Source organism: Pararhizobium sp. DWP1-1-3 (assembly GCF_049896125.1).
Taxonomy (GTDB): domain Bacteria; phylum Pseudomonadota; class Alphaproteobacteria; order Rhizobiales; family Rhizobiaceae; genus Pararhizobium.
This window is the reverse complement of sequence record NZ_JAFCTR010000025.1, coordinates 1-12,409: the sequence shown is the minus strand read 5'-3', so window position 1 is coordinate 12,409 and position 12,409 is coordinate 1. Positions and strand designations below refer to the sequence as shown.

Genomic DNA, 12,409 nt, shown 5'->3' with positions numbered 1-12,409 from the left:
ATGACCTATCCGGATGAAACAAACACCGGCGTTCCGGCCAATCTACCACTGACCCGCGCGACCAATTTCGTCCTGAATGTTGCTGGCGCGATCGTCGGTGGCCTGGATTTTCAAGGCGCGGTCACGATCACGGCGCCGAACGTGACGCTGCGCAATTGCAGGATTTCTGCAAAAGGCTGGGCGGCATTGGACATCAGGTCAGACGGCGTGACGCTTGAGAATTGCGATATCGACGGCCAGGCTGCGCCGGGCATTCGCGGGATCAGCATTTCCGGCAACAACGTCTCTGTCCGGCACAGCAACATCCACAATACGGAAGACGGTATCTACCTCACAGGCTCATCCAATATCACGATCGAAAACAACTATATCCATGATCTTCAGTCCCAATGGGAGGGTCCTCATTTTGATGGAATTGCCACGGACGGCGGGATCACCGATGTTGTCATTCAAGGCAATACGATCGTTAATCCGCACGGGCAAACGTCGGCAATCATGCTCAGCAATTATTTCGGGCCTATTGCGCGTGTGCGTGTCGAGGGAAATCGTCTCTTGGGCGGCGGATATACCGTCTATTCGGACAGTCAATTCGGCGGCGGCGCAATATCGAACGTTTCGTTCCTCAATAACAGGATGGGAAAGGGCCATTACGGCTATGCATCGATGAACAATAATTCTCCGGAATGGTCCGGAAATATTGACGACACACTTGGCACGATCTTGAACCAATGACATTGGCGCGCACGGGGAGCTGGACGATATGAAGGATCTAACGATTAGCAGATTCAGGACTGCTCGCGGGCGCATTCTCAGACGTCAGATTGAGAAACTTGCCGACCATCTCGGAAGACCGATCGCCATTTTGGACGTGGGCGGCCGGCCGGATTACTGGGAAAATGTTGGCCATGACCGCATCAGCGAAATCCGGCTCTTGAACATCGATGAAAATGAGATCGATCGTCACGGCCTGTCCAATCTCTTTTCCAGCGAGATTGGCGACGCGCGTGACCTGAAGGGGTACGCAGACAAATCGGTCGATCTGGTTCATTCCAATTCGGTCATAGAGCATGTCGGTGCATGGCCTGATATGAGCGCCATGGCGTCGGAGATGCAAAGGGTGGGGCTTTCCGGCTGGATACAAACGCCGGCGTGGGAATTCCCCATCGAACCCCATTTCCGGCTACCGTTCCTGCACTGGCTTGCTCCGCCGATGCGGCGAGCCGCGCTGAAGTTGTCTAAGGATTACGGGGCCTTAGATATCGCCGCGCGCCGTTACCACATCGACCGCATTAACCTCCTGTCCTACTGCGAGGTTAAGACGCTGTTTCCAATTGGTAACATCTATGTCGAGAAGTTCGTTTTCTCGAAAAGCTATTCAGCCAGGTGGGGGCCAGGGGCGGCGTAAAAAGGCCATCCGCTTGGGGTATCTGCCACGATCTTGGGGCTCTGCGATGAGGTGCGCATGTGGATCATTGCGAGGCGCGGCGGTAGCGCATCGCGAGCGGCATGACCGAACCTTCGGACACCACAGCTTAGGCTCAGGACCTATTAAATCACTTGCGGTGGCTTGCTCTCTTTGATTCACTGGGATCGAAGGGAGACGCTGTTATGAGTGATTTGATGCTTCTGTCGGAGGCGCAGATGCGCCGGATCGAGCCCTATTTCCCACTTTCACATGGGTGCCACGCGTCGATGACCGGCTGATCGTAAGCGGCATTATCTTTGTTTTGCGCAATGGGTTGCGGTGGCGTGATGCGCCGAAGGAATATGGTCCGCACAAGACGATCTATAATCGCTTCATTCGCTGGAGCCGGCTTGGTGTGTTCAACCGGATTCTGGCCGAACTGATCGCAAAACGCGGTAAGCCAGAGCAATTGATGATCGATGCCACCCATTTGAAAGCCCAACGCACCGCAGCCAGTCTGCTAAAAAAGGGGATGTTCCCAGACGTATCGGCCGCACCAAAAGCGGCCTGAACTCGAAACTACACGCTGTTGCGATGGTCATGGCCGACCACTGATCCTGCTGTTGAGCGAAGGACAGATGAGCGATTACAAAGGGGTCGCTCGGATGCTGGAGGCATTTCCCAAAGCCAAGACATTCCTGGCTGACAAGGGCTACGCCGCCGACTGGTTCCGAGACGCCCTGGCGGAACGCAAGATAACCGCCTGCATTCCTTCAAGGGCAAACCGCAAGGTCGCGATCCCGCATGATCCCGCGCTCTACAAAAAGCGCCACAAGATCGAGAACATGTTTGGCAGGCTCAAAGACTGGCGCCGTATCCACACAAGGTATGATCCTGCGCCCACACATTCTTCTCAAGCATATGCATCGACGCAGCCGTCATCATCTGGCTTTGATTTATCGAGTCCTTCTGTATTCGGCGTGTCGAGGTCAAGCGCTTTCGAGCTTTCCGGTATTGCCGGTGGAAAAGTCTTTTGCGGGTCTCGCTTCTCTTTGGGATGAGCACTTTGGCTCTCCCATCATGTTGGAGTCGTCTAATCGCACGGCATTTTGCAAGCGTTTTTTTCAAAGATCAGTCCGGCCGGCACTGTGGTCAGTGCTGGAAAGCGATCGATGTGGGCGCCAAGTATGTGATTTTGCAGCGTCTAGTGAGCGTTTGCCGGAAGCAGGGTCGTCTTCGCGGTCGACACACGGTCGCCGCATGATGGGGCTTCGCAGGTCGGGTGTTCCAATGTGGACGACGCAATTCGCCATTTGTGCGTTTGCACTCCAACACGCGGAATCACCGTGCCTACGTCCCGGCAGGGACGTTCTGACGCCGGTCCATCAGGACACTGGCGGAAAGTATGCGAAGAAGATCATTCGCATCGCAATATGCGCGGACATTATTTAAATAATTTAAAAGATACTTGTTTGTAGTGTGTAAAATGAAACTTTATACCCCTGCTGCCAACGATAAATATTACGGCTCGTGACAGCTGACTACGGCTGCGCGGCATGGAGCTGATGATACCCCTAAAAAGGTACTGGCTATTAAGCCTTAAAGGGTATCCGTTTGCCCCCTTGGCTTACCTTCACTTCGTCACGGAAAATAAATAATTTACGGCTTCATTCAAATACTATGCAACTCGATTTACATCGTGTAATATAAGTAACTGCGAATAGATATTTTGATTTAAACAAATTTATATCACAGGTTAAGTCTATTATAGATCTGGGGCTGGCGCGTGCTTTTTTACGACCCTGGCATTGACGGGGCGCCTGCATGTGCGTTTTGGGAGTAGGGACGTATGAACTCACTGTTAATGACAAACGGCAAAGACATTTCGACTAATCTTTTCCATGATTCTATTCAAACTGATAATGAAAAGAGAACCACCGAGCTGCCGCGAGGGCGTTCGCTGTTGATCATTGACGATCGTGCGCTTGACCGTCAATGCCTCGCCTATTGCATCTCCGCACACAAGATCGACATGGATGTTCTGGCCTTTGGGTCGGTGGAGGAGTGGGAACGAAAGCGGCAAGACTACCCGCCGCTGGCCGCCGTTCTTTTAAACATTGGCGGTAAAAAAATCGGCGAGCCGAGTGTGTCCGAAGAAATTACCAGGCTCGCCTCGGCGTTTGACGCGCCCATCATTGTTCTCGCTGATGCTGACGATCTGCCGCAGATCATGAAGGCGCTGGAATGCGGTGCGAAAGGCTATATTCCATCGTCCGTCAGCATCGACGTCTGTATAGAAGCCATTGCCCTTTCCATGGCTGGCGGCATCTTCGTTCCGGCCAGCAGCGTATTCGCCATGCGCCAGGCTCTGGAAACCGGGAATCCAGCGGCTCGCCCGTTGGCCGGCATGTTTACGGAACGGCAGGCCGAAGTGGTCGAGGCGTTGCGGCGGGGCAAGGCGAACAAGATCATCGCTTATGAACTCAATTTGCGCGAAAGCACCGTCAAGGTTCATATCCGCAATATCATGAAGAAGGTCAAGGCGACCAACCGGACAGAAGTGGCCTACAAGATCAAGGATCTCTTTCCGCTTTCCTCCGCTTCATCGAATGAAAGCGTGAAGGGAAGTGAACACTAAGACTTAACTGATAATTCCACTCCGGAGTATAATTTCCGTAAAGTCATTCGGATTTGTCTCTTTCATCCAATCGTTGGCAGAGCACCAGAAATATCTGGTGCTCTGCTTTTTTGTGGGGGCCTCTTTTTCAGAGTCCCGTTCCTTTGAGAACGACCATCGGCGTGCGGAACAAGATCCACAAATCCGCACTGAAGCACATCATGCCGGAATAACGGGTGTCGTGCAGTGCGCGCTCGACGAAGGTGCAGCCATTGCGTTCGCTGATCTGCCAAAGGCCGGTCAAGCCGGGGCGCATATTGAAGTATGCCGTTCCGGGATAATGTTGCCGTTGCTCAGGGAGCATCGGCCGCGGGCCAACCAAGCTCATGTCTCCTGCGAATACATTCAGCAGCTGTGGCAGTTCATCAATCGAATATTTGCGCAGATATTTGCCGAGCCATGTGATGCGGGGATCATTCTCAAGTTTCTGCTTGGTCTCCCATTCGGCCTTTGCGACCGGGTTGGATGCCAGATATTCTTCCAGCCTCTGGTCCGCGTCCGGCGCCATCGTCCGAAGCTTCCACAGATTGAAGATCCTGCCGCCTTTTCCAACCCGCGGCTGACAGAAGAATGCCTTGCCGCCATTCAACCGGATTAGTACCGCAACGAGTGCAACGATAGTCAGAGCGACCGGTGCAGCCAATAACGTCACGAGGATGTCAAAAAATCGCTTTTCCGCAAAATAGAATGATCGCGCTTTTTCCGTCTGGTTGTATGCCGATTTATGATCAGCAAAACCCAAAGGATATCCGAGATTACTTTCCGACATGACGCCTCCAGGAGCAACCTAGGTTTGAAAAAATGGCGCAAGGGGCGAGAAAAAACTTAATATAAAATTGCATTCACGACAGAAGTTGCCTTCTTCGTATTCTAAAAAAAGTGCCCCAATGCTGCTGTTAATATGATCTTAACCATACCAATCCAAATCGCAATTAATCTAATCTAAACAATTCGATGTAGGTCGAATTCTCAATCAGAGAATGGCGGACTTTGAACCAGCATTTTCCGCTGCTCTCACCAGCCTCCGGCGGGTAGGAGTAAGGGCAAGGGAAGCCGCCGGCACCGAGGCGGGCGGACGTCGCAGAGTTGCATGGGAGTGGGGGGCCAGTTGGAGGTTGTGACCGTCGTGGTCAGCGAGCGCAGTCAACGCATCGGTAGAGCCTTCGCTCCTCGGCAAGGCGGCAATAGCTGAAGGCATGTGGGGGGCGGCTTCGCCAGGCCCCGCATAAACGTGTCGACATTTGGCGGTTCAAGACCCTTCGCGGTTCCAGTTTTCGATGAACCGGCCTGCATCGCCATGAAATACCAGGCCGAACATACGACGTGCCCGATGCGCCCGAATGCGGGTTAGGCACGCCAGTGCAAGGATCCGATTCCGGATGCCGGAAACGCGATCTGTCGTAAAGATTCTTAACGTCTCCGCCAATGGCGACCCGGCAATAACCGCCGCATTTACAAGCCAGCGCAGCGTCGCACCGGGGTGGCCCGAAATCTTGCGAAACGCGTGGGCGACATGCCGGTCCCACCGGCGCGCCAGATCGGCAAATGATTTGCATGAGGGCGTCAGAACTTTTGCGGCCGGAAGAAAGAGGATGCGATGGCCCATGGCTGTCGCCCGCTGCCCCCATTCCGTATCTTCCATAGTCGAAATCCCGCCAAAGGGGCCGACGGACTGAAAAACCCGCTTTCTGACCGCCATATTGCCCGTTGCCGCAAAACCATATTGTTCGACATAAGTACGGGCACGATAGGCGTAGATGTTTTCGTAGGATTCGATTGCACTCGGACAGTGCGGATCAGCCATCAAAACTCCGATATCGCCACCCAAGAGGCCGATATCGGGTCTCCTTAACATGGCCTTGACGATCTCTTTGACCCAGCCAGGCTGTGCAATACAGTCGCAATCGATAAATGCCAGAAGGTCCGCCCGCGCGAGACTGGCGCCGTGATTGCGGGCGGGGCCTGGGCCGGGAACGATTTCCAGCTCCAAACGGAGATCCGGAATATCGTGGCAGACCGCCAGTGGCATTTCCGTGGAACCGTTGTCCACCACAATGATCTCGAACGGAATACCATCCGCGCGTTGTGCGTCGAGCGAGAGTAGGCAGTGACGCAGATCATTGGGCTCGTTGAGGTGGGGAACGATCACGCTGAGCTGGAAGGGCGGCGGCATTAGATCTTCCTACTGGATTTTTGGCGGCGCGTTACTAGCGCCGGTGCAAGGCCGGCGGGGGAGCATCGCCAATGGCATGGGCCGATTGCCAAAGTTGTCTCCCATCATAAGATGAACGGAATGACCACGTGTAGGAAGACGCTCCCGCACCCGACTTGAGATGCAGGACGGTGCGTCCAACCCTGTACTTTGGGAGGAACCTGAAGAGCGCCAGGACATCACATAAGCCTTTCGGCGGACGGGCAACTTATGGGCCGGCCTTTTGCTTACGTCATCTCATACGCCGCCAGAGCTTCATCGCTCGGGCCCGCCTGAGTGGGACACGCTGCTTTGGTGAAGCGGCCATGGGGCGTGCGAGGCGATCTACAGCATAGGGAGATAGTGCGCGTCCAAAAGTACTAATCCGGCTGGGGATGATCTCCCGTACACCCTCCATTGACCATCTGTTGCGAGGTTCCGAACCACTGAACAATGACATCGGCCATGGTGCTAAGCTCGTTTGGAAGTTGGGTGTTTGGGGTATGGGCAACATAGACTTCAAATTTTATGCCTCGATCCTGTTTCGAAGGCTGCCTTATCTCCTAGCGATCATGGTCGCCGCATTGTTGTCAGCCGTCACGGCAACGTTTTCCATTTCCCCGCTCTACAGTTCGAGCGCAAAAATTCTGTCCGAGGCGCCACAAATTCCGGCCGAACTTGCGCGCTCGACCGTGCCGCTGAGCGCCGTCGAGCAATTGCAGATCCTGCAGCAGCAAATCACCACACGAGATGATCTGTTGGCGCTGGCAAACACGCTGGCGGTGTACAGCGATAGCGCGAAGGTCCCCGAGGAGAACGATCTCGTTGCAGACATGCGGTCCCGGATAAAGTTCGAGCAATTGCAATTTGACACGCAGAGCCGCGATCAGGGAGCAACCGTTTTCAGTGTATCCTTCCTGGCCGGCAAGCCGGATATGGCCGCCAAAGTGGCTAACGAACTCGCGGCCATGATCCTCGACAGAAATCAGCGTCAACGGACCGATCGTGCCGGAAGCACATTGCGGTTCTTCAATCAGGCCGTGGACAGACTGTCGGCCGATTTGAACCGGCTGGAAGCCGAAATCCTCAAGTTCAAGACCGAGAACAAGGACACTCTCCCAGAGAGCCTCGACTTTCGTCGCAACCAGCAAGGCAGCCTGCAGGAAAGGCTGATTTCGCTTGAGCGCGAGGAAACGGATCTTCGCACAAAACGCGGCAACCTGATCGCGACCTATACTAATGCAGGGCAATTTGCTGGAGCAGCGCCTGCTACGCCCGAACAGCAGATGCTTGCCGATCTCAATCGCGCCCTTGCAGAACAGCTTGCACTCTTTTCGGAAACCAGCCCCAATATCAAGGCACTGCGCGTCAGGATCGCGTCGCTGCAGAATGCGCTCTTGGCCAACCCTTCAGAGGTCGGCAACAAGGATGACGCGCCTGCGGCCAGACAAGCCGGCCCGTTCGGGCTCGACCTGCAACTGTCAGATATCGATGATCGTCTGCGGGCCGTAGCGATCGAAAAGACGACCGTGACGCGTGGAATTGAAAACCTGACACGCTCGATCGCAGGTACTGCTGCCAGCGAAACGGTGCTAAACTCGCTGGAGCGGAACCGCCAGAATATTCAGGTGCAATACAATGCCGCCATCGGCAGGCGTGCGGAGGCGCTAACCGGCGAACAAATCGAAATGCGGGCGGATGGCGGTCGGTTCTCGCTTCTTGAGGCTGCGACGCCGCCTGTGAGGGCAATCAGTCCTCAACGCCGGCGCATCGTCGCGCTTGGCGGCATCGCAGGACTTGGATTGGGTCTTGCCGTCATCGTGTTGCTTGAGTTGCTCAACAAGACCATCCGCCGACCTGTGGAACTGGTGGAATTGCTCCAGTCACAACCGCTTGCCACCATCCCCAACATCAGGCCGCCGAGCAAAAAGCACTTTCCAAACTACAGACGTCACGTAGCGGCAATGCTCGTTACTGGAATTATGCCGCTTTCGGCGGACCAGGGTGGTCCGGTATCGGTCCAAGATGTCCGTCACGCAACCGCGAAAAGCGACGCAGGGCCAAAAGTCTCTCTTATCCCCGCAGCAACCTTCGCCGGAGGCAGAGTGTAAACCATGGATCAGACAAGAGCCTCCCTGCAAGACAGTCTCAGATTGCAAAGCAATGATCAGCTGGCGGAGCAGGCAATGCAGGCCTGCACGCGGCTGGGATTTGAAATCGCCTGGGGAAATCTCGCGAGCCTAGATCCGGCGCCCGACACGGTCTTTCGAAACCGCATCGTCACGATAGACCGGTCGGATCCGGCGCATGTGCCGTTCGACATGATGCGTACAACAGTTCTGCAAAATCTTCGTCAAAATGGCTGGACATCGATTGCGATCACGTCGCCCACAGCATCCTGCGGAAAATCGCTTGTTGCGCTTAATCTTGCCTTCAGCCTGGCGCATCAGCTAGACCGCCGCACGCTGCTGGTCGATCTCAACTTGAAGCTACCGCAAATTGGCGAAATGCTCGGCGTCACTGCGCGCGCCTCCATGGAGGATTTCCTGAAAGGCGATGCGCCGATCCAAGATATCTTTCTGCGCTACGGTGAGAACCTGGCAGTGGCGGTAAATGATCGACCGGTGCAGTTTTCCGCGGAATTGCTGCAGAGTTTGGAGGCTGTCCGCGTATTGCAGGATTTACGCCTGCGGATGGGGCCGGATGTCATTTTGTACGATCTGCCCCCGATGCTTTCCAGCGATGATGTGACAGCATTCCTGCCGAATGTGGACTGCGCAATTCTGGTTGCGGCCGCAGAGCACAGCACATTTGCGGAGGTGGATCGTTGCGAGCGGTATCTGTCCGAGCGGACAAACATGCTCGGAGTCGTTTTGAACAAATGCCGATATTGCACTGATTGAAAACGAACTGGATTGGGTCGGCCAGGCTTGTTTGCCTTCGTTCGCCAAAATGATTGTCAACTCCGGATAAAGGAAATTGCCATGCGCAAAATACTCATCGTCTATGGCACTCGCCCCGAGGCCATCAAGATGGCTCCGCTAGTCCATGCGCTCGCGTCTTCGCGCCATTGCACGCCCATCGTCGCCGTCACCGGTCAGCATCGGGAAATGCTTGATCAGGTCAACCGGCTGTTTGCAATTCAGCCCGACCATGACCTCAACATCATTACGCAGGCACAGACACTCGAAAGCATTACCGCCCGAGTTCTTGCAGGTGTGGCCAATGTCATCGAAAGCGAAGCGCCGGCCGCGGTCGTCGTCCAGGGCGATACGACAACCTGCTTTGCCGCGGCACTGGCAGCCTTTTACCGGAAAATCCCGCTGATCCACCTTGAGGCGGGATTGCGAACAGGCGAGCGGCATAACCCGTTCCCCGAGGAAATCAATCGTCGCTTGACCACCCAGCTCGCAGCGCTGCATCTCGCACCTACGCAGACTTCGAAGGCAAATCTCCTCAAGGATCGTGTTCCGGAAAGCGATATTGTCGTGACCGGTAATACGGTGATCGATGCCCTGCTGCATGTGTCGGGGCGCATCCATCAAGCGGGAAATCCGGATCTTCGGCGGATCAGCGGCCGCAGAAGCGTTCTGGTGACCGCACACAGGCGCGAATCCTGGGGCGAGCCCATGGCGCAAACCGCACGCGCAATCGCCCGGCTGGCGCGCAAGTTCCCCGAGATCGCCTTCCTGCTCCCCGCGCATCTTAACCCGGCCGTGCGAGACGTGTTGCTACCCCCGCTTCAGGGGCTTGAGAATGTGCTGATTACGCAGCCGCTCGATTACTGTGATTTCGTCAAAGCCATGCGCGATTGTTCCATTGTGTTGACGGATAGCGGCGGTGTGCAAGAAGAAGCGCCTACCTTTGGCAAGCCGGTCCTCGTCATGCGTGAAACCACGGAACGGCCTGAAGCCGTCGCCGCCGGCACGGTGCGTCTTGTTGGCACCGACGAGGACCGCATCGTTGACGAAGTTAGCGAATTGCTAACGGACCGGCGCGCCTATCAGGACATGGCGCACGCGGTAAATCCTTATGGCGACGGACAGGCAGCGTTACGGTCAGTCCAGGCGATCGAGCATTTTTTTGAGCTGGGCGAAAGACCGGATGAGTTCGATGCAGCTCGCACGCCGCTCGAACCGGCAGCTGCGGCACGCGCAGTAAGCGGTTTTGCAGCTTGAGTGTCCGCGGGTTCGACGACCGCTTGTTGATACGCTGCGGGCACTCCAACGCTTGCCCTAAATCAGACGACGCGGATGACGGGGGCCATCTGGGGAGAGCGTCTGGGTGACACTCCCCGCCCCGTCTTTCGATCCGCAAACTCTAAAAGATCGCCGGTTTTCAGAGTTTGGGTGAATGCCAAATCGGAAAGTCCGCACTATGAGCGAAAACGACATTTCAAAATGGGAGGTCGATGCCGGGAATAAGCTGAAGGCCTATACCCTGTTGGAATGGGGTGTCGCCGTCAGCGAGCCGTATCACGTCATGCTGCGGATCGGCTACGCCATTTCCAAATGGGAATGGGATACGTACAAGGATACCGATCGCTCGCCGCATCAATTTCAGACAGCAATGTCCCCGACTGCGGCCAAGGAGCTTGGCGCCCTTCTCATCCTCTATGCAGAGGAAATGGAAAATCAAATTCCGTCCAAGGGCGAACAAAATTAATCAGGGATTTCATGCGCTTGGTGTAGGGGTTCAGTTGCCTAGGGCGTCCCGGGCCTGTCGGGGATGGAAGCTCGACGCCATGTGATCTAGCTGATCCTCGATCGATGCAAGCGTGCAAACACGATACTCAAGATGGTTGGCCTACTCCGAAGAGACAGTTCGCCTTCACCTCTTGCAGAGGTATCTGTCCAGGCCGGGAGCGAGTACGGTGCTCATCTTAGACTGAAATTCAGCGGTTCATTCAAAAGGAGATGACGATGTCGTCAAACAAGGAACGCCAGACGCAAGTCAATGGTGCGCGGCGGCATTTTCTCGGTTTGGCCGCCGCGAGCGGCGCCAAGGTCGCCGCATTGAGCGCTCTCACAGCGACAACGGTCCTTCCTGCGTCGATCGCCCAAGCCATCGGAATTCCATGGTGGAAAAAGGGCGACCAAGGGGGCGGAAATCCGATGTGTTTTCTCTTGGGCACCGCGATCACGACACCGGCCGGCGAGATCGGTATCGAACATCTTAAGACCGGAGATCTCGTTACGACCGTCGATGGCAAGGCAATGGACGTCAAATGGATCGGCCGTCACATCTACAAGCGAAATGGCGCGTCCTGGCCTACCGGTGTGCTCCCCATCCGTGTCGCCAAACACGCAATCGACCGGCAGACACCCCACAAAGACCTCTATGTTTCCCCAGGCCACGCGCTCTTAATTGATGGCGTGCTGATCCGAGCAAAGGATCTCGTCAACGGCATCACCATTGCGCCCGCGCTGCCGGATGATCGCAAGATCATCGAATATTATCACATCGTACTCGATACGCATGAAGCGGTGCTGGCTGAAGGGCTTGCAGCCGAGACCTTCCTCCTGAAAGATGGCAATCACGAAACCTTCACCAATTTCGGTGAATTCGCGCGAATCCACCCTGCCGGCAAGGTCTCTGTGATGAAGCCGTTCGCCCCCATCGTTGGGATTGATTCTGGCCGTGAACACCTCAAGGCTTTGATCTCGGCCAGGTTCCGCCGTGCACTTCAGGTTCGGGAACCGGCCCGCAACACGCACCGGAGGATTGCGTTGCGTGCCGAAAGCTTGATCAGCTGAGAAACCGCTGACGGCGATGGCGACCCCCGGTTCGCTTCCGACTTCTCCTGGGTCAGTGAGGCCGCTTTCGCGGCCTCATTGCGTTACAACACGAAGTATCCCTTCTGAAGCGCGATGGCGTCGTCGAGGTGAACAGCAAAATCGGCTTTTCCGTCACCGTTGACATCGCCATAGACATAAGTGTCGGAGGCGCCCTTGACGGTGCGCAGCTCCCCGGCCTTGCCGGTAAAGTCTGCGCTGCCAAGGTAGGTAAAAGCCTGATTGCCGGACGCTGTGGTACTGGCGTCGATCGCCGACAGGTCAATCCGGTCACCACCGGTGCCCGAGAAATCGAGGATCGTGTCGCGGCCGCTGATCGATACGGTCGAGTCGGCCAGCGC

The 12,409-nt window shown here is 55.7% G+C and carries 11 protein-coding genes and 1 pseudogene; 9 read left to right on the top strand and 3 right to left on the bottom strand.

All coding sequences use genetic code 11. The features are described 5' to 3' along the window. From ACP7BS_RS28290 to ACP7BS_RS28275, 4 genes and pseudogenes are all read left to right on the top strand, one after another. Positions 1–732: a right-handed parallel beta-helix repeat-containing protein gene (locus ACP7BS_RS28290; RefSeq protein ID WP_426240755.1), complete on the top strand. Its 732-nt coding sequence runs from the start codon at positions 1–3 to the stop codon at positions 730–732. 28 nt (positions 733–760) lie between these two features. Then, positions 761–1,405 carry a class I SAM-dependent methyltransferase gene (locus ACP7BS_RS28285; RefSeq protein WP_426233084.1) on the top strand — a complete coding sequence of 215 codons (645 nt, stop codon included), beginning with the start codon at positions 761–763 and terminating at the stop codon, positions 1,403–1,405. 203 nt (positions 1,406–1,608) lie between these two features. Then, positions 1,609–2,360 (top strand): annotated as a pseudogene (locus ACP7BS_RS28280) (IS5 family transposase). Positions 2,361–3,254: 894 nt separating this feature from the next. Next, positions 3,255–4,043, top strand: a complete 789-nt coding sequence (locus ACP7BS_RS28275; RefSeq protein WP_426240754.1) for a LuxR C-terminal-related transcriptional regulator — start codon at positions 3,255–3,257, stop codon at positions 4,041–4,043. 127 nt (positions 4,044–4,170) lie between these two features. Here the strand turns inward: ACP7BS_RS28275 and ACP7BS_RS28270 are convergent, their stop codons facing one another. Further along, entirely contained in the window at positions 4,171–4,851 is a 681-nt protein-coding gene (locus tag ACP7BS_RS28270; RefSeq protein ID WP_426240753.1) for a sugar transferase, read from the bottom strand. 480 nt (positions 4,852–5,331) lie between these two features. Further along, positions 5,332–6,255: a glycosyltransferase gene (locus tag ACP7BS_RS28265; protein ID WP_426240752.1), complete on the bottom strand. Its 924-nt coding sequence runs from the start codon at positions 6,253–6,255 to the stop codon at positions 5,332–5,334. 734 nt (positions 6,256–6,989) lie between these two features. Here ACP7BS_RS28265 and ACP7BS_RS28260 point away from each other — a divergent pair. The 5 genes from ACP7BS_RS28260 (at position 6,990) to ACP7BS_RS28240 (ending at position 12,029) form a co-directional block, all read left to right on the top strand. Continuing rightward, positions 6,990–8,384, top strand: a complete 1,395-nt coding sequence (locus tag ACP7BS_RS28260) for a GumC family protein (RefSeq protein ID WP_426240751.1) — start codon at positions 6,990–6,992, stop codon at positions 8,382–8,384. A gap of 3 nt (positions 8,385–8,387) precedes the next feature. Next, positions 8,388–9,176, top strand: coding sequence for a CpsD/CapB family tyrosine-protein kinase (locus ACP7BS_RS28255; RefSeq protein ID WP_426233094.1), 789 nt, complete (start codon positions 8,388–8,390; stop codon positions 9,174–9,176). 27 nt (positions 9,177–9,203) lie between these two features. Further along, a complete protein-coding gene (gene wecB / locus ACP7BS_RS28250) occupies positions 9,204–10,451 on the top strand; it encodes a non-hydrolyzing UDP-N-acetylglucosamine 2-epimerase (protein WP_426233096.1) in 1,248 nt (415 codons plus the stop codon). 199 nt (positions 10,452–10,650) lie between these two features. Further along, complete coding sequence (locus tag ACP7BS_RS28245) at positions 10,651–10,938, top strand: hypothetical protein (RefSeq protein ID WP_426233098.1); 288 nt, start codon at positions 10,651–10,653, stop codon at positions 10,936–10,938. A 257-nt stretch (positions 10,939–11,195) separates the two neighbouring features. Further along, positions 11,196–12,029: a Hint domain-containing protein gene (locus ACP7BS_RS28240; protein WP_426240750.1), complete on the top strand. Its 834-nt coding sequence runs from the start codon at positions 11,196–11,198 to the stop codon at positions 12,027–12,029. A gap of 83 nt (positions 12,030–12,112) precedes the next feature. Here the strand turns inward: ACP7BS_RS28240 and ACP7BS_RS28235 are convergent. Continuing rightward, on the bottom strand, positions 12,113–12,409 hold a 297-nt coding region (locus ACP7BS_RS28235), incomplete at its 5' end, for a M10 family metallopeptidase C-terminal domain-containing protein (RefSeq protein ID WP_426240749.1).